This window comes from Comamonas faecalis (genome assembly GCF_039538025.1).
Lineage (GTDB): Bacteria > Pseudomonadota > Gammaproteobacteria > Burkholderiales > Burkholderiaceae_C > Comamonas_C > Comamonas_C faecalis.
Genome location: NZ_BAABBP010000011.1, coordinates 85,260 through 102,691, shown reverse-complemented (window position 1 = coordinate 102,691; position 17,432 = coordinate 85,260). Strand labels below are relative to the sequence as shown.

The window sequence follows — 17,432 nt, the reverse complement described above, 5'->3', positions numbered from 1 at the left end:
GCCGTGAACGCCCCCGAAACACAGCTGCGGGCCGCGCCCGGCCCGGCGGCACGCGCCCCCCGCTGGCCGCTGACCGAGGCCCAGCAGGGCCTGTGGTACGCGCAGCGGCTGGACACTGGCAACCCCAGCTTCAACTGCGGCCATGCGCTGTGGATGGACGGCGCGCTCGACCTGGACGCCTTCGCGCGCGCCGCCACCCAGGCCGCGCGCGAATGCGAGTCGCTGTCCCTGGCGATGCAGGACACGCCAGCCGGCGTCGAGCAGTGGCTGGACGCGGCGCGCACGCCGGCGCTGGAACGCGTCGACCTCAGCACCCGGAGCGGCCCCGAAGCCGCCGCACGCGACGCCATGTGGGCCGACATGCTCACGCCGATCGATCCCACGAGCGACCCACTGGGCCGCCAGATCCTGTTCACGCTGGGCGCGCAGCGCTTTTGCTGGTACCAACGCGCCCACCACCTGGCCACCGACGGCTACGCCATGGCGCTGTGGAGCCAGCGCGTGGCCGACCTGTACGCGCAAGCCGTGGCAGACGCCCCCGCGCGCCAGCCGCTGGCGCCGCTGGCTCCAGTGATTGCCGACGACCTGGCCTACCAGGCCAGCGACAAGCGCGCACAGGACGCCGCCTACTGGCAGGCCGCGTTCACACCCATGCCCGAAGTCGCCGGACTGGCGCCGTCGGCCACCGGCCGCGCCGTTGCCGCGCACCGCTGCCACCGCATTCACGCGGCGCTGCCGCCTGAGCTGCACGCGCGCCTGCGCGAAGCCGCCCAGCGCGCCGGCATGGGCTGGCCCGACCTGCTCACAGCGCTCACCGGCCTGTACTGCCAGCGCATGGCGGGGGCGGAATCGACGGTGCTTGGCATTCCCGTCATGGGACGCATGGGCAACGTCAGCGGGCGCGCCAGCGCCATCGTGATGAACGTGCTGCCGCTGCACGTGGCGGCCCGGCCCGGCCAGCCGCTGGCGGACTTCGTCGAACAGCTGGCCACCGCCCAGGCCAGGGCGCGCCGCCACGGCCGCTACCGCAGCGAGCAGCTGCGCCGCAGCCTGGGCCTGCTGGGCGGCCAGCGCCGGCTGCATGCGGCGCTGATCAACGTCCAGCCCTTCTACCAGCCGCTGTCGCTGCCGGGCGTGCAGGCGCGGCTGGAGGTGCTGGGCACCGGCCCCATCGACGACCTGACCATCGGCTTTCGCGGCCATGGCGCGCAGCTGGAGCTGGAGCTCGAAGCCAACCCCGGCCTGTACGACCTGCCCACGGTGCAGGCCCACCTGGAGCGTCTGCCGCACTTTTTGACGGCCGCGCTCGACGTGCTTGCCGCAGGCGGCGCCACCGACGACGTACCGCTGGCCAGCCCCGCCGAGGCCGAGCGCCATCTGTTCACGCTGAACGCCACCGACCACCCCGTGCCCGCCACCACGCTGGCCGCGCTGATCGAGGCGCAGATGGCGAGCCGCCCCGAAGCGGCAGCGCTCGAATTCGAAGGCCAGCAACTCAGCTACGCCGCGCTGGAGCAGCGCACCCGCGCACTGGCGCTGGCCCTGCGCGCGCACGGCGCGGGGCGCGACACGCTGGTCGCGGTCGCGCTGCCGCGCTCGCTCGACCTGCTGGTGGCGCTGGTTGCGGTGCTGCGCGCAGGCGGCGCCTATCTGCCGCTGGACCTGGATCATCCGCCCGAACGCCTGGCGCGCGTGGTGCAGCTTGCCCGTCCGGTGTGCGCCCTGGTGCGCGCCGAAGACGCCGCGCTGCTGCCCGCCCAGGTGCCGCAGCTGCAGCCCCAAGATTGGCCGCAGCAGGCCAGCGAGCCGCTCACCGCCCCGCCCGCGCCGGGCGACGCCGCCTATGTCATCTACACCTCGGGCTCCACCGGCGAGCCCAAGGGCGTGCTGATCGAGCACCAATCAATAGTCAACCGGCTGGAATGGATGCGCACGCACTACGGCTTTGCGCCGGGCGAGCGCATTCTGCAAAAGACTCCGGCCACCTTCGACGTCTCGGTCTGGGAGTTCTTCCTGCCGCTGCTCACCGGCGCCACGCTGGTCATCGCGCCGCCCGGGGCACACCGCGACCCGGCCTGGCTGGCGCGCATCATCCGCGGGCAGCGCATCGGCACCTGCCACTTCGTGCCGTCGATGCTGGCCGCCTTTGTGGCCCACCCCGACGCGCGCGGCATCACCATGCAGCGCATCTTCTGCAGCGGCGAGGAGCTGCCCGCCGCGCTGCGCGAGCGCCTGCACGCCACCTTGCACAGCGAGCTGCACAACCTCTACGGCCCGACCGAGGCCGCCGTCGACGTGAGCTGGTGGAATGCCGCACCCGACGACCCCAGCCGCCCCGTGCCCATCGGCTTTCCAACCTGGAACACCCGCCTGTACGTGCTTGACGCGCAGATGCGCGCGATGCCGCCCGGCGTGCCCGGCGACCTGTACCTGGGCGGCGTGCAGCTGGCGCGCGGCTACGTGGGGCGAGGCGACCTCACCGCCGCCAGCTTTCTGCCCGACCCGCACCGCCCCGGCGAGCGCATCTACAAGACCGGCGACGTGGCGCGCTGGCGGCTGGAGGACAGCGCCGTCGTCTTTCTGGGCCGCAGCGACCACCAGGTCAAGCTGCGCGGCCTGCGCATCGAGCTGGGCGAGATCGAGGCCGCGCTGCAGGCCAGCGGCCTGGTGTCGCGCGCCGAGGTCATGCTGCGCCAGGACTGCGCAGGCCAGACGGACGGAGGCCGCATCGTCGCCTACGTGCAGGCCGCACCGGACGCCGATGCCGATGCCACGACCGACCTGCCCGCCGCGCTGCGCCAGCGCCTGGCCGCGCGCCTGCCCGACTACATGGTGCCGGCCGCCATCGTCGCGATGGCCGACTGGCCGGTGACGGCCAACGGCAAGCTCGACCGCCGCGCACTGCCCGCGCCGGTGTGGGATGGCGCAGGCAGCGGCCCGGCGCCCGCCACGCCCACCGAGCGCACACTGGCCGCGCTGTTTGCCGAGGTGCTGCGCCTGCCGCCCGGCACGCAGCTGAGCACGGACGCCGACTTCTTCAGCCTGGGCGGCGACTCGCTGTCCGCCGTGCAGCTGCTGCTGCGCATCGAGGAAGACTGCCACCGCAGCCCCGGCCTGGGGGCGCTGTTCGAGGCGCCGGCGATTGCCGCCTTGGCCGCCGCCATCGACAGCGAGCAGGTGCGCTTCGACAGCGGCCTCAGGCCGATGATCCAGCTGGCCACGGGCGACGCGGCGCGCCCGCCGCTGTTCGTCATCCACCCGGCCGGCGGCATTGCCTGGGGCTACCGCCTGCTGGCGCGCGCCGTCGCGCACGGCGAGGCGCCGCGCAGCGTCTGGGGCATCCAGTCGCCGGCACTCGACCCCGCGCAGCCGCTGCCAGACAGCATTGCAGCGCTTGCAAAGGCATATGCCGACCGCGTGCAGGCGCTGCAGCCCAAAGGCCCCGTCCACCTGGCCGGCTGGTCGGTGGGCGGCATCATTGCCCAGGCCATGGCCGTGGAGCTGCAGCAGCGCGGGCGCACCACCGGCCTGGTGGCGCTGCTGGACGCCTACCCGGCCGACTGCTGGCGCGACGAGCCCGAGCCCACGCCGCAGCAGGCACTGCGCGCGCTGCTGGCCATTGCCGGCTACGACCCAGAGGGCCACCCCGAGCTGGACACGCAGGACAGGCTGATCGCCTTTTTGCGCGCGGGCGACAGCGCGCTGGGCAGTCTGCCGCCGCAGGCGCTTGCCGGAGTGGTGCGCGTGGTGACCGACACCAACCGCCTGATCCGCCAGCACCGGCACGCGCGCATGCGCGGCACGCTCACCCATATCCGCGCCGCCAACGACCACGCCGGCAAGCCGCAGCTGCAGCCCGGCGCCTGGGCGCCGTATGCCGAGCACCTGGACACGCTGGCCCTGCCGCTGATGCACGCGCAGATGACCGGCGCCGAGGCCACGGCGCGCATCGCGCCCGAGCTCGTCGCGCGCATGCAGGCGGCAGATTCAACGCAATCCAACTTTTAAGAAATCACACATGCAACTGACAGGCTTCGACAAACGCATTGCCTTCGTGACCGGTGCGGCCGGCGGCATCGGCCAGCAACTGGTGCGCCAGCTGCTGGCGGCCGGCAGCACCGTGGTCGCCAGCGACGTGAAGGCGCCGGCCATCGAAGACGCGCCCGCCGCCGGCCGTCTGCTGGCGCACGCGCTGGACGTGAGCGACGGCGACGCGGTCACGCAGCTGGTGCGCCGGATCGAGGCCGAGGCCGGCCCGATCGAGCTGGGCGTGAACGTGGCCGGCGTGCTCTCGGGCACGCTGGCGGCCGACACCAGTGACGCCGAGTGGCGGCGCGTGTTCGCGGTCAACTGCGACGGCGTGTTCCACGTCGGCCGCGCGCTGGCGCAGGCCATGCAGCCGCGCGGGCACGGCGCCATCGTCACCGTCGGCTCCAACGCCGCCGGCGTGCCGCGCCACGCCATGTCGGCCTATGCCGCATCCAAGGCCGCGGCCACCATGTTCACGCGCTGCCTGGGGCTGGAGCTGGCGCCGCACGGCGTGCGCTGCAACATCGTCGCGCCGGGCTCCACGCTCACCCCCATGCAGACCGGCATGTGGGCCGACGAGCACGGCGCCGAGCGCGTGATCGCCGGCCTGCCGGGGCTCTACAAGGCCGGCATTCCGCTGCGCAAGCTCGCCACGCCCGCCGACATCGCCAATGCCGTGATGTTTCTGCTGTCGGACCAGGCCGGCCACATCGCGATGAGCGACCTGTACGTGGACGGCGGTGCCACGCTGCGTGCCTGACTGCATACCCGACATGCTGCACCCCGTCGCCATCGCCCCGGCCGCGCCCTCGGCCGCCGCACCGGACTTCGATTCCATACTGCTGCAGGGCAGCGCCGGCGCCCTGCTCGGCACCCCGATGGCGCCGGCGCTGGCCGTTCCTGCACGCGCGCTGGGCGCGCACGCCGCGCCGCTGCTGGCCGCGCTGGCGCCGGGCGAGCGCCTGGCCGGCGCACTGCCGTTCGACCGCCAGGCCGCAAGCCACCTGCTGCCGGTGCGCACCCGAACCGGCGGTGCGGCCATCGGCGCCTGGCTGCGCAGCCACGCAGAAGACGGTGCCCCAGCAGCACTGCAGACAAGCAAGGCCTGCGGCTGGATTCTGACGGCCGAGCCCGGCCGCGCGGCCTACGAGGACAGCGTCGCGCGCTGCGTGCGCCTGCTGCGCCAGGACGGCACGGCGCTGCGCAAGGTGGTGCTGGCGCGCACGCTGCTGGCGCAGGCCAAGGGCACGGTCAGCCCCTGGTGGCTGGCGCAGCGGCTGGCCGCCGACCCGCACGCGCTGCGCTTCGTCGTGCCGCTGCCGGTGACGCACGGCGAGGCGCCGGCCTGGCTCGTGGGCGCGACGCCCGAGCGCCTGATCGCGCGCCGCGGCGCACGCATCCTCAGCGAGCCGCTGGCGGGCTCCGCCCCGCGCCTGCCGGACGCCGCCGCCAGCCAGGCGCGCGCCGACGCGCTGCTGCACTCGGCCAAGGACCAGCAGGAGCACCGCTACGTGGTGCAGGCGATTGCCGACCTGCTGGCGCCGCTGTGCAGCCAGCTGCACGTGCCCGGTGCGCCCAGCCTGTACGCCACCGACACCATGTGGCACCTGGGCACGCGCATCGAGGGCGAGCTCAAGGACACCTCGCCCGACGCACTGCCCCACGCATCGAGCGCCGCGCTGGCCGCGCTGCTGCACCCCACGCCCGCCGTGGGCGGCACGCCGCGCGCCCAGGCCATGCGGGCCATCGCCGGGCTGGAGCCGGTGGCGCGCGGTTTTTACTCCGGCGCCGTGGGCTGGTGCGACGCGCGCGGCGACGGCGACTGGCACGTGGCGCTGCGCTGCGCCCACGTGCAGGGCAACGCGGTGCGCCTGTTCGCCGGCGCGGGCATCGTCGCCGACTCGATCCCCGCCTCCGAGGGCGCCGAGACGCGCGCCAAGTTCAACACCATGCTCCACGCACTGTGCGTGGACGGCGATGCCCCGTGCACGCTGTGATCTGCACTCTTGCATGACCGACTCCCCTACCGAACCCGCACGCGCCCTGCCGCGCATTCCCGCCTACGCGCTGCCGCGCGCCGACGAGCTGCCCACGCCGCGCGGCCCCTGGCGCCTGCAGCCCACGCGCGCGGCGCTGCTGGTGCACGACATGCAGCGCTACTTTCTCGCCGCGTTCGGCGACGCGCCCAGCCCGCTGCCCGCGGTCATTGCCAACATCCGCCGGCTGCTGGACTTCGCCCACGCGCAGGGCATGCCGGTCTTCTATACCGCGCAGCACGGCAACCAGGACCGGCGCGACCGCGGCCTGCAGGCCGACCTGTGGGGGCCGGGCATGCGCGCCGAGCCCGGGCACGAGCAGATCGCCGAGCCGCTGGCACCCCGGCCCGGCGACATCGTGCTCACCAAACACCGCTACAGCGCCTTTCAGCGCAGCAACCTGGAGGCGCTGATGCGCGCGCGCGGGCGCGACCAGCTGGTGATCTGCGGCGTCTACGCGCACATAGGCTGCATGGCCACGGCCGCCGAGGCCTTCCAGCGCGACATCGAGGCCTTCGTCGTCGCCGACGCGCTGGCCGACTATTCCCGCGACCGGCACGACATGGCCCTGCATTGGGTTGCCGCCACCTGCGGCGTGCCGCTGGCGACCGACCAGGCCACGCAGGAGGGCGCGCCATGACCGCCGCCACCTTGCGAGCGGCCGCGGGCCAGCCCGCCGCCGCCAGCGAAGAGCGCAGCCGCTGGGGCGTGGTCGCGGCCTGCACCGGCGTGATGGTCGCCGAGGGCTATGACCTGCTGATCTACAGCAACGCCATTCCCTCGCTGCTGATGGACCAGCCCATGGGCCTGGACAAGTCGAGCGCAGGCGTGGTCGGTTCGATGGCGTTTGCCGGGATGCTGCTGGGCGGCGTGATCGCCGGCCGCGTGGTGGCGGCGCTGGGGCTGGCGCGCGTGGTGCTTGCGGGCTTTCTGGCCTTCACGCTGGCGACGGCCGCCGTCGCGCTGTCTGCCATCGCCTGGCAGCTGGGCGCGCTGCGCCTGGCGGCCGGGCTGGCGCTCGGCCTGGTGCTGCCGGCGGCGCTGTCGCTGGCGCGCGCGCATGTGCGGCAAAGCCACGGGGCGCTGGCCATCAGCATCGTGATGTCGGGCGTGCCGCTGGGCGGCATGCTGGCGGCGCTGGTCTCGCGCGAGATCGTTCCCGCCGGCGGATGGCGCCCGCTGTTTTTGTCCGGCGGCGTGCTGGGACTGGCGGTGATGGCAGTGGTAGCGCCCAGGGTGGTGCGCGCAGCGCGCAGCCTGGCGCCCCACAGGGATGGCGCTGCCGATGGTTCTGCCGGCGCGTGGCGCGCGCTGTTCACGCGCGCAAGCCGGCCGGTGCTCGTCATCGGCACGCTCGCCACGCTGGCCGACCTGCTGACCTGGTACGGCGTCAGCACCTGGCTCACGCAGCTGATGCGCGAGTTCGAGATTCCCTTCCAGGGCGCGATGCAGCTGATGTTCACGCTCAACATCGGCGCCATCGCCGGCTCGCTGCTCACCGCGTCGCTGGCGATCCGCCTGGGCACGCGGCCCGTGGCCATTGCCGCCGGCGTGGCGGCCGGCGCCTGCCTGCTGGCGATTGCCTCGCGCGCCCTGCCCGGCTGGGGCCTGTTCAGCGCCGTCGCGTTGCTGGGCATGAGCGCCATCAGCGCGCAAAACCTGGTCAACGCGCTGGTGGCCGACGCCTTCCCGCCGCAGCACCGCGCCGCGGCCATCGGCATGACGCTGGGCATCGGCCGGCTGGGCGCGGTCATCGCGCCAATGCTGGGCGGCCAGATCCTCGCGGCGGGCCAGGGCCCGTCATGGGTGCTGGCGGCGTTTGCCATCGCGGCGCTGGCCGGCGCCGCCCTGCTGCTGGGATACAGCCCCGCGCGGGTGCGCGCCTGCCTGCGCAGCCTGTCGCAGCCGCCCGCAACCCATCCACGCACCTCAACGAAAGCCCTGCCGTGACCCTCTGCCGCCGCCGCTTCATCACCACTCTTGCCACCACTGCCGCGGCCCTGGGCCTTGCCGCACCCGCGCCGGCCCAACCCGCGTTTGCGTCCAAGCCGCTGACCCTGATCGTCAACGGCGGCCCCGGCAGCCTGCCCGACAGCTTTGCCCGCCCGCTGGCCGACAAGCTGCGCGCCGCGCTGGGCCAGCCGGTGGTGGTGGACAACCGGCCCGGCGCGGGCGGCATGGTGGCGCTTCAGACGCTCAGGCAAAGCCCGCCCGACGGCCACACGCTGGCCCTGATCACCAACGCGCACGCGGTCTGGAACCCCTACGTCTTCCCCAAGCTCAGCTATGACCCGCAGGCCGACCTGCAGCCGGTCAGCCCGATTGCCATCATCCCGATGGCGCTGGCCGTCAACGCCGCGCTGCCCGTGCGGTCGGTGGACGAGCTGGTGCAACTGGCCAAGCGCCAGCCGGGCCAGCTGAACTACGCGTCCTCGTCGGCGGGCAGCCCGCCGCACGTGCTGTTCGAGCTGTTCAAGTCGCAAAGCGGCACCGACATCGTCCATGTCCCGTTCAAGACCGGCACCGACGCGTTGACCTCGGTCGTCGGCGGCGACACGCAGATCTACCTGGCCGGAACCTCTCTGGTCGAGCCCATGGTGCGCGACGGCCGGCTGCGCGTGCTGGCCGTGAGCCCGCCGGTGCAGAACCCGGTCTTCGCCGGCGCGCCGACGCTCGAAGCCGCGGGCTTCAAGGGCTTCGAGAGCGCGGTGTGGCTGGGCGTGGTGACCAGCCCGGGTGTGCCGCCGGCGGTGGTCGAGCGGCTGAACCGCGAAATCGGCGCGGCGCTGAACGACGAGGGCCTGGCCCAGGCCTTCGCGGCGCACGGATCGCTGCCGTGGCATGCTTCACCAGCCGCATTCGGCCGGCGCATTGCCGATGACCGGGCGCTGTGGACGCCCATCCTGCAAGCGCTCGGGCTCACGGCCCAATGACGACTGAACGCCCCACGAACAGAGGAACACCACACCCGCCATGCAACTGATAGACGCCATCGCCGCCCAAGCCGGCTACCTGCAAGCGCTGCGGCGCGACATCCACGCCCATCCGGAGCTCGCCTTCGAGGAGACGCGCACCGCCGACCTGGTCGCCGACCTGCTGACCCAGTGGGGCATTCCGATCCACCGCGGCCTGGGCAAGACCGGCGTCGTCGGCATCGTCGAGGGGCGCAAGCCGGGGCGCGCCGTGGGCCTGCGCGCCGACATGGATGCGCTGCCCATCCAGGAGTCCAACCACTTCGCCCACGCCAGCCGCCACCCCGGCAAGATGCACGCCTGCGGCCACGACGGCCACACCACCATGCTGCTGGGCGCGGCGCAATACCTGGCCGGCCACCGCGACTTCGACGGCACCATCTACCTGATCTTCCAGCCCGCCGAGGAGCACGGCGGCGGCGCGCGCGAGATGATGCGCGACGGCCTGTTCGAGCGCTTCCCGATGCAGGCGGTGTTCGGCCTGCACAACATGCCCGGCATCCCCGCCGGCACGGTGGCCCTCTCGCCCGGCCCCATCCTGGCATCGAACAACGAGTTCAAGCTCACCGTCCGCGGCAAGGGCGGGCACGCGGCCATGCCGCACCTGGCCGTCGACCCCATTGCCGTCGCCGGGCAGGTCATGCAGGCCTTCCAGACCATCATCAGCCGCAACAAGAAGCCGCTGGAGACGGCCGTGCTCTCCATCACCATGCTGCACGCGGGCGACGTGCCCAACGTCATTCCCGACAGCTGCGAGATGCAGGGCACGGTGCGCGCCTATTCGGCCGAGACGCTGGATCTGATCGAGCGGCGCATGCGCGAGATCGCCGAGGGCACCGCAGCCGTCTTTGGCGCGCAGGCGGACTTTGAATTTCGCCGCAACTACCCGGCGACCATCAACCACCCGGCCGAGACCGCCTTTGCGCGCGAGGTGCTGCTGGACATGCTGCCCGCCGGGCAGGTGGCCACCCAGGTGCCGATCATGGCCGCCGAGGATTTCTCCTTCATGCTCGAGGCCGTGCCCGGCTGCTACGCCTTCATCGGCAACGGCGACGGCGACCACCGCCTGCCCGGCCATGGCGAAGGCCCCTGCCTGGTGCACAACCCCAGCTACGACTTCAACGACAGCATCCTGCCGCTGGGCGCCAGCTTTCTGGCGACGCTGGCCCGGCGCTGGCTGGCGCGGCCACAGGCGCAATAATTCCATTTCTATATCGATCGAGTACGCGAAGGTGAAGCGCAGACAGTGCTGTAGCACGACAAGCGAAGCCGACAAAGTAATCGAGGAATGGAATAACACCCAGGCAGCACGCCACCACCCGCCAGGACAAGGCCGCCTGGCACGCTGAAGCCCCGTATACGCAACCCCTGTGCTGCGGGCATCTGCGCCCCCGCATGTCTTGCGCGGCCCGGGTAGGGCCTGCGCGGCATCCACATCCTGCCGACCGAGTCACGCCACCACCCATGCCGTGGCCGGGCTTGGCGGTGCACTCGCGCCCGGCAAAACACCCATCTGCCGCGGCACCTGCCACAGGACGGCAACCGCGGGACGGAGGCGGCACGGAAGTCGCACGGAGGCAGGACGGAGGCCGTACGGGGGCTACCGCCATGCCCTGCCAGAGCGAAAACCGGCTCCGGCCAAGCGGCGCCGGACACCGGATTGGTCTCAAAAATTTACATATCAGGCACGAAACTTTTCGCGAATCACACAAACGTTGATACAAATCATTATCATTACGCTTCTTGTTGGTATTGGGCCGCGATCCAAATCATCCGCGCCCGTCCGGTGCCGGCAGGTTTCCAGCGCTTCACAAGCCGCTTGCCATGCCCATATGGCAAGGGCTTGCTGGGTTTCATTTTTTTCTTGGAGGAGTTCACCATGGCTTACATCACGGGGCGCAAGCACGCCGCCGCAATTTCCGGCAGCACGACCATAGGCCTGCTCGCCGGCCTTGCGCTGGCCGCGCCGGTACAGGCACAGCAGGCGGGCGCAGGCGGGCGCACGTTTCCGGAGGTCAAGGTTCAGGCGGCGTCAGAGACCGGATATGAGCCAGCGCAACTGTCCTCGCCCAAATTCACCCAGCCGCTGGTGGACACCACGCAGACCATCTCGGTCATCAAGGAAGGCGTGCTCAAGGAGCAGGGAGCGACCACGCTGACCGAGGCGCTGCGCAACGTGCCGGGCGTCGGCACGTTCTACGGTGGCGAGAACGGCAACACCGCCACGGGCGACGCGGTCTACATGCGCGGCTTCGACACCTCCAGCAGCATTTTTGCGGACGGCGTGCGCGACCTGGGCTCCATCTCGCGCGACGTGTTCAACACCGAGCAGGTCGAGGTCACCAAGGGCCCGGCCGGCACCGACTACGGCCGCAGCGCCCCCTCCGGCTCCATCAACATGGTGACCAAACAGCCCAACCTGGTGGACAGCTTCTCCGGCTCGCTGGGCCTGGGCAGCGGCAGCTACAAGCGCAGCACGATTGACTGGAACAAGAGCCTCGCCGGCATGGGCGGCGCCGCGTTTCGCCTCAACGCCATGGTGCAGGACGCGGGCGTTGCCGGCCGCGACGGCATCAAGAACGACCGCTGGGGCCTGGCGCCCTCCTTCGCCTTCGGCCTGAACACCGCCACGCGCGTTTACCTCGACCTGCTGCACGTCAAGCAGAGCAACGTGCCCGACGGCGGCGTATTCACCATCGGCATGCCCGGCTACTCGTCGCCGGACAACCCGGGCTACGCGGGCCGGCGCGGCTTTCTGGACACGGCGGAGCGCGTCAATTCCAAGAATTTCTACGGCACCAGCTCCGACCACGACGACGTGACCGCCGACATGGTCACGGTGCGCGTCGAGCACGACATCTCGTCCGCCACCCGGCTGCGCAACACCACGCGCTGGGGCCAGACCAAGCAGGACTACCTGCTGACCGCCATCATGGGCCAGGGCTATTCGGCCACCGGAACGCTGGGCACCAACGCACTGCTGACGCCCGACCCGGCCGATCCCTCGACCTGGACGATTGCCCGCCTGGTCAACACCAAGGACCAGGTCAACCGCATCCTGACCAACCAGACCAACCTGACCACCAGCTTCACCACCGGCTCCATCAGGCACGACCTCAGCACCGGCCTGGAGCTGACCCGCGAGGAGCAGACCAACCGCGGCATGGCCACCACGGGCACCGTGCCCACCGTTGGCGTGTACAACCAGGATTCCAGCGTTGCGCTGCCCGCCTACGCACACAACGGCGCCGACAGCAAGGGCACGACCAGCACCATTGCGCTGTACGCCTTCGACACACTCAAGCTCAGCGAGCAGTGGCAGGTCAACGCGGGGCTGCGCGCCGACCACTACAAGACCAAGTACGACGCCCTGGCCGTCTGCGGCGGCCGCGGCCCGGCCTGCGGCAGCAACCCCACCGGCACCGTGCTGCCCAGCGCCAGCGGGCTGGAGGCGTCCGACACCATCCTGAGCTACAAGCTCGGCCTGCTCTACAAGCCCGCGCCCAACGGCAGCATCTATGCCAACTACGCTATCTCTCAGCAACCGCCGGGGGGCAGCAACTTCACGCTGTCCGCCGCGGCCAACAACGCCAACAACCCCGACATGAGCCCGCAAAAGGCCAAGACCCTGGAAGCTGGCACCAAGTGGGAACTGCTGGACAAGCGGGTGCTGGTCTCGGGCGCGCTGTTTCGCACCGAGGTGACGAATGAAATCGTCTCCAACCCCGACGGCACCGTCGACCAGACCGGCAAGAAGACCGTGCGCGGCCTGGAGCTGGGCATGACCGGCCAGATCACCCCCAACTGGGGCGTGATGGCGGGCTACACCATCCAGAACACCAGGGTGGCCAAGGGCGCGAACCTGGCGGCGGACGATTCGGACGGCCTGACCTACACGCCCAGGAACGCTGCTTCGCTGTGGACCACGTACCAGCCCATTCCGGGCCTGACCATCGGCGGTGGCGCGCGCTATTCGGGCGGTCTCAAGCGCGGCACCGACGGCGCCGTCGGAACGCCCAACTTCACCGAGTCGTACTGGGTGTTCGACGCAGTGGCCAGCTATCGCGTGAACAAGAACGTGGATCTGCAGCTGAACATCTACAACCTGTTCGACAAAGACTACGTGGCGGCCATCAACAAGAGCGGCTACCGCTACTTTCCCGGCATCGCGCGTTCTGCGCGCCTGACGGCCAACTTCAAGTTCTGACACAGGATCGGCCCCACGATGATGCTGCACATCCCAGGCGTGCTGAACACCGAGCAGGTGCAAGCGATACGCCGCACTATCGACGCCGGTCCCTGGGTGGATGGGCGCACCAGCGTGGGCGACCAGGGCGCGCGCGTCAAGCGCAACCACCAGCTGCGGGCCGACTCGGACGCCGCCCTGCAAGCCCGCCAGCTGGTGCTGCAGGCGCTCAAGAGCCATGCCGCGTTCTTTGCCGCGGCGCTGCCGCTGCGCATCGCGCCGCCCATGTTCAACCGCTACGAGGGCGGCGAAACCTATGGCCTGCACGTGGACGGCGCCGTGCGCCACGAGCCCGACGGCTGGCTGCGCACCGACCTGTCGAGCACGCTGTTCCTGTGCGAGCCGGGCAGCTACGAGGGCGGCGAGCTGGAGGTGATGGACACCTACGGCACGCACGAGGTCAGGTTGCCCGCCGGCGACCTGATCCTGTACCCGTCCAGCAGCCTGCACCAAGTGCGCCCGGTGACCGCCGGCGCGCGCGTGTGCGCGGTGCTGTGGCTGCAATCGATGATCCGCAACGAAGAGCAGCGCAGCCAGCTGTACGAGCTGGACCAGGCCATCCAGAGCCTGCGCGCCAAGATGGGCGACGGGCCGGAGACGCTGTCGCTGAGCAACCACTACCACAACCTGCTGCGCATGTGGAGCGAGGTTTGAGGGCGTGCGCCCAGGCTGGGCGTTGAACCTAAAAAAACACCCGCGCGGCCATCGCCACGCGGGTGTTTTTCACCCTGCCCGCTTACCTGGGCTGGATGCGGTGGATGTTGTTGCTGGCCACATCTTCGGCCTTGCCCTTGTTCAGGGCGTAGACCACGCCATTGGGCGCAAGGCTCAGGTGGTTGGGCAGCGGGCCGCCTTCCAGGTTGGCGACGATGGTGCCGTCGGTGTCGAGCACGGTGACGGTGCCGGCGCCGCGGTTGGCTGCGTAGACCAGCTTGCGCACCGGGTCGAACACCAGGCCCAGCGTGCCCGCGCCGACCTTCACGTCCTTGATGACCTCGCCGTTGTCGGCATTGGCCACGACCACGTTGTCCGTGCCCTGGGCGCCGACGAAGACGCGCCGCGTGCCACCGTCGTAGGCGATGGCGATGGCGCCGTTGACGCCCTTGACGGCGTAGGTCTTCTCGACGGCGTTGGTGGCCGCGTCGATCACCGCCACCTCGCCACTGGAGCCCACGACGAACAGCTTGCCCGAGGCCTTGTCGAACGACATGGCCATGGTGGCGAACGGCGCGGGTCCGGCATTGCGCCCCGGGAAGCCGCCGGCCGCGCGCTGCGGCGCCGGGCCCTTGAGTTCAAGCGTGGCGGCCAGTTGCAGCGTCCTGGCGTCGAACACGGCCACCTTGTCGGACATCGCCCCGTTGACGAAGACCTTGCCGTTCTTCTCGTCCACCATCACGTCGCGCGAATGGCCAATGGCGCCTGGCTCGAACTGCTTGACCAGCTTCAGGTCGGACTGGCGGTAGACCGCCACCGTGTTCTGGCGCGTGTTGCTCACCCAGACATTGCCGTTGGCGTCGTCCACGCCCACGCCGTAGACCGCGAAGACGCCGCCGTCCTGCGCCTTGCCCTGGGCGTCCTTGCGCCCGGGCGCCTGGCCGGGCGTGACCTTGGCCACCACGTCCAGGGAATCAGGGTCAAGCTTGGCCAGCTCCGACTCCTTGACCGGCGGGCGGCCGATGGCAGAGGTCACGAACAGCGCCTTGTTCTTGGCGCTGTAGGCCGACTGGTAGACGCCCGTGACGGTCTTCCTCGCCTGGACGGCGAACCGATCCGCGCCCGACAGCGGCAGGTCGGGCGAGACCTTGAGCGTGTGAACCGCGCTGGCCGAGGGCTCGGTCGCGCTGACCAGCACCGCGTGGCGGCCCGGCGTGGCGGCCTGGGGGATGGTCGTCTCGGTGCTGAACTTGCCTTCGGCATCCGCGGTCACGGCGCCGGTGAGCGCGCCGCCCTCATAGAAGAGCTGCGCCTTCTGGCCGGGCTTGAAGTTGCTGCCCTGCACCTTGACCTGGCTGCCCGGCAGGATCACGCCCGGCTGGGTGCTGATGCGGCCCTGGAAGTCCGCGTCGGGCTGGCCGAAGCGCGGCGCGGTGGTGCATGCCACGGACGCCGCGGCAATGGCGACGACCGCGATGGCCAGGCGGGTGCGGGAGAAGGTTGCCATGGATTTCATGTTGGTGGTTGTGATGAAGTGGAAGGGAAATGGATCAGAACGCCGCGTTGTCGCTCACGTAGAAGCCGCGGCCCGGTTCGTTGTACGTAGAGCGCCCGCGTTGGACGCCAGGGCGCTTCGGCGCAGCGCTGCCCTGCGCTTCGAGTGTCTGGACACTGTGATTTCCTTCTCCTGAACAAATAAACGGATCGACAGGCAGAAGCGAATCCATGCACACACTCTGCACACCCTTTTGCCGCAGGGGTGCACACGCGCAAGAGACTGTTTCAACGGCGCCCGGAATGTGGCTGCGGCCACGAAAATCCGTGGCCGCCCGTGTGGAAAACACTTTTACAAATGATAGTGATTCCCATTCTATTTATGATTCAGATTACTTTCTGTGAAGTCAATGTAAAGTTCCAGGTGCAAGGAAAATCCGGAGGCCGAGGACTTTTCACCCGCGCGCGAAAAGCGAGCCCAAACCTCTGATCAAGGCACAAAACGCAATGCAGGGACGCAAGGCTCGGGCTGTGCCGAGTTTTGCAACGCCGTGCCGCTACTGCTCCAGGACGCGTCAGCCCGCGGGATCGTCATCCGGCTGCCAGCCGCCGCCCAGCGCGCGGTAGACGTCCACGGTCGAGGTCAGCCGTGCCAGCTGCTGCTGCACCAGCGTGTCCTGGGCGCTGAACAGCGTGCGCTGGGCGTCCAGCACCGTCAGCAGTGTGTCGGCGCCTTCGCGGTAGCGCAGCTCGGCCAGCGCCAGCGAGCGCCGTGCGTGGGCGACCACTTCCTTCTGCGTCTGCTCCTGGCGGCGGCTGGTCACATTGGCGGCCAGCGCGTCGTCGGCCTCCTTGAGCGCGCCGTGCACCGCGCTGGAATAGGCCTGGATCAGCACCTCGCGCTGCGAGCGCGCCGACTCCACCTGCAACTGCCTGCGTCCACCGTCGAACAGCGTCTGGGCCAGCGAAGCTGCAAGCGACGCGCTGCCGGTGCCGCCTGCCAGGCTGACCAGCGCCGCGCTGCTGATGCCGCCGCCGGCCGACAGCGAGAAGCTGGGCAGCAGCGCGGCGCGCGCGGCCGCGACGTTGGCGTCGGCGGCCGCCAGCCGCGCCTCGGCCGAGCGCAGATCCGGGCGCCGCGCCAGCAGCGCCGACGGCAGTCCTGCCCCGATGGCCGGGTGGGTGAGCTGGGCCAGCGCCTCCTGCGCGCCCGCGTCGAAGCCGATGGGCTGGCGCCCCAGCAGCAGCGCCAGCGCGGAGGCCGTCTGCCGCTCCTGGAACTCCAGCGGCGCCAGCGCGGTGCGCTGCTGCAGTACGGTGGTGGTCTGCTGCGAGACCTCCAGCGGCGTGGCCACGCCGTTGCGTGCGCGGGCCCGGACGATGCCCAGCACGCGCTCGGCGGTCGCCAGGTTCTGGCGCGCGATGTCCAGCCGCTCGCGCAACGCCAGCCGCTGGAAATAGGTGCTGGCCACCGACGCCGCAACCGTGATGCGGATCGTCTCCAGGTCGAAGCGCGTGGCGTCCAGCGCCGCCTGCGCGCTTTGCGCGTCGGCGTCCAGACGGCCCCACAGGTCGACCTCGTAGCTCACGTTCAGCGACACGCTGCTGCTCTTGCGCATGCTCGAGCCCTCGCTGCGGCTGGCCGAGCTGCCGGCCGACGCCGACACGCCGGGCAGGCGCGACGCGCCGGCGAGCTGCAGCGCGATGTCGGCCTGGCGCACGCGCTGCGCGGCCGTGAGCACGTCGGTGCTGCCGGCCAGGGCCTGCCGCACCAGCGCGGGCAGCTGCTTGGAGCCAAAGCCCGCCCACCACTGCGCAGGCACGACTTCATCGCTGCCGGTGGCGGCCTGCGCGGGAGATGCAGCCGCGGTGCTCCACGCGCCCGGAAGCGCGATGGCCACGCTGGTGCGCGGCTCCTGCACGGCGCAGCCACCCAGCGCAGCCAGCACCAGGCACAGGGGAGAGAGGACAAAACCAATGGGACGCATGGAAAACCCGTTT

The 17,432-nt window shown here is 70.8% G+C and carries 13 protein-coding genes; 9 read left to right on the top strand and 4 right to left on the bottom strand.

Annotated features, from left to right (window positions below; translation table 11 throughout):
- The first annotated feature begins 3 nt into the window (after window positions 1–3).
- The 7 genes from ABD767_RS08215 to ABD767_RS08185 are packed head-to-tail and all read left to right on the top strand — an operon-like array spanning window position 4 to window position 10,238.
- Window positions 4–4,008, top strand: coding sequence for an amino acid adenylation domain-containing protein (locus ABD767_RS08215; protein WP_344869186.1), 4,005 nt, complete (start codon window positions 4–6; stop codon window positions 4,006–4,008).
- A gap of 10 nt (window positions 4,009–4,018) precedes the next feature.
- On the top strand, window positions 4,019–4,789 hold the full coding sequence (locus tag ABD767_RS08210) for a 2,3-dihydro-2,3-dihydroxybenzoate dehydrogenase (RefSeq protein WP_103045827.1): 771 nt from the start codon (window positions 4,019–4,021) through the stop codon (window positions 4,787–4,789).
- Between the two features lie 13 nt (window positions 4,790–4,802).
- Entirely contained in the window at window positions 4,803–6,026 is a 1,224-nt protein-coding gene (locus ABD767_RS08205) for an isochorismate synthase (RefSeq protein WP_344869184.1), read from the top strand.
- Between the two features lie 13 nt (window positions 6,027–6,039).
- Entirely contained in the window at window positions 6,040–6,705 is a 666-nt protein-coding gene (locus tag ABD767_RS08200) for an isochorismatase family protein (protein ID WP_103045828.1), read from the top strand.
- Window positions 6,702–8,015: an MFS transporter gene (locus ABD767_RS08195; protein ID WP_103045829.1), complete on the top strand. Its 1,314-nt coding sequence runs from the start codon at window positions 6,702–6,704 to the stop codon at window positions 8,013–8,015. Before ABD767_RS08200 ends, ABD767_RS08195 begins: the two co-directional genes overlap by 4 nt.
- A complete protein-coding gene (locus tag ABD767_RS08190; RefSeq protein ID WP_344869181.1) occupies window positions 8,012–8,998 on the top strand; it encodes a Bug family tripartite tricarboxylate transporter substrate binding protein in 987 nt (328 codons plus the stop codon). Before ABD767_RS08195 ends, ABD767_RS08190 begins: the two co-directional genes overlap by 4 nt.
- Window positions 8,999–9,038: 40 nt before the next feature.
- Window positions 9,039–10,238, top strand: coding sequence for an amidohydrolase (locus tag ABD767_RS08185; RefSeq protein ID WP_103045831.1), 1,200 nt, complete (start codon window positions 9,039–9,041; stop codon window positions 10,236–10,238).
- A gap of 533 nt (window positions 10,239–10,771) precedes the next feature.
- Here the strand turns inward: ABD767_RS08185 and ABD767_RS08180 are convergent.
- The gene (locus tag ABD767_RS08180; RefSeq protein ID WP_344869178.1) at window positions 10,772–10,918 is read right to left on the bottom strand and encodes a hypothetical protein; all 147 of its coding nucleotides are present in this window, start codon (window positions 10,916–10,918) and stop codon (window positions 10,772–10,774) included.
- Between ABD767_RS08180 and ABD767_RS08175 the strand changes: the two genes are divergently transcribed.
- Together ABD767_RS08175 and ABD767_RS08170 are read left to right on the top strand one after the other, a co-directional pair.
- Window positions 10,917–13,244, top strand: a complete 2,328-nt coding sequence (locus ABD767_RS08175; protein ID WP_103045886.1) for a catecholate siderophore receptor Fiu — start codon at window positions 10,917–10,919, stop codon at window positions 13,242–13,244. The genes ABD767_RS08180 and ABD767_RS08175 overlap by 2 nt on opposite strands.
- A gap of 18 nt (window positions 13,245–13,262) precedes the next feature.
- Window positions 13,263–13,937, top strand: coding sequence for a Fe2+-dependent dioxygenase (locus tag ABD767_RS08170; RefSeq protein WP_103045877.1), 675 nt, complete (start codon window positions 13,263–13,265; stop codon window positions 13,935–13,937).
- An 82-nt stretch (window positions 13,938–14,019) separates the two neighbouring features.
- On the opposite strand, the gene ABD767_RS08165 is transcribed toward ABD767_RS08170, so the two are convergent.
- The 3 genes from ABD767_RS08165 to ABD767_RS08155 all read right to left on the bottom strand — a co-directional run bounded on the left by ABD767_RS08165 (window position 14,020) and on the right by ABD767_RS08155 (window position 17,419).
- Window positions 14,020–15,444, bottom strand: a complete 1,425-nt coding sequence (locus ABD767_RS08165; protein WP_344869174.1) for a YncE family protein — start codon at window positions 15,442–15,444, stop codon at window positions 14,020–14,022.
- 43 nt (window positions 15,445–15,487) lie between these two features.
- Window positions 15,488–15,664, bottom strand: a complete 177-nt coding sequence (locus tag ABD767_RS08160) for a hypothetical protein (protein ID WP_344869172.1) — start codon at window positions 15,662–15,664, stop codon at window positions 15,488–15,490.
- A gap of 342 nt (window positions 15,665–16,006) precedes the next feature.
- Entirely contained in the window at window positions 16,007–17,419 is a 1,413-nt protein-coding gene (locus ABD767_RS08155) for an efflux transporter outer membrane subunit (protein WP_146031495.1), read from the bottom strand.
- Window positions 17,420–17,432: the final 13 nt, after the last annotated feature.

Coding starts and splice junctions, on each gene's coding strand:
- ABD767_RS08210 (WP_103045827.1), top strand. CDS start 4,019: ATGCAACTGACAGGCTTCGACAAACGCATTGCCTTCGTGACCGGTGCG.
- ABD767_RS08195 (WP_103045829.1), top strand. CDS start 6,702: ATGACCGCCGCCACCTTGCGAGCGGCCGCGGGCCAGCCCGCCGCCGCC.
- ABD767_RS08205 (WP_344869184.1), top strand. CDS start 4,803: ATGCTGCACCCCGTCGCCATCGCCCCGGCCGCGCCCTCGGCCGCCGCA.
- ABD767_RS08165 (WP_344869174.1), bottom strand. CDS start 15,444: ATGGCAACCTTCTCCCGCACCCGCCTGGCCATCGCGGTCGTCGCCATT.
- ABD767_RS08185 (WP_103045831.1), top strand. CDS start 9,039: ATGCAACTGATAGACGCCATCGCCGCCCAAGCCGGCTACCTGCAAGCG.
- ABD767_RS08160 (WP_344869172.1), bottom strand. CDS start 15,664: ATGGATTCGCTTCTGCCTGTCGATCCGTTTATTTGTTCAGGAGAAGGA.
- ABD767_RS08180 (WP_344869178.1), bottom strand. CDS start 10,918: ATGGTGAACTCCTCCAAGAAAAAAATGAAACCCAGCAAGCCCTTGCCA.
- ABD767_RS08170 (WP_103045877.1), top strand. CDS start 13,263: ATGATGCTGCACATCCCAGGCGTGCTGAACACCGAGCAGGTGCAAGCG.
- ABD767_RS08155 (WP_146031495.1), bottom strand. CDS start 17,419: ATGCGTCCCATTGGTTTTGTCCTCTCTCCCCTGTGCCTGGTGCTGGCT.
- ABD767_RS08175 (WP_103045886.1), top strand. CDS start 10,917: ATGGCTTACATCACGGGGCGCAAGCACGCCGCCGCAATTTCCGGCAGC.
- ABD767_RS08200 (WP_103045828.1), top strand. CDS start 6,040: ATGACCGACTCCCCTACCGAACCCGCACGCGCCCTGCCGCGCATTCCC.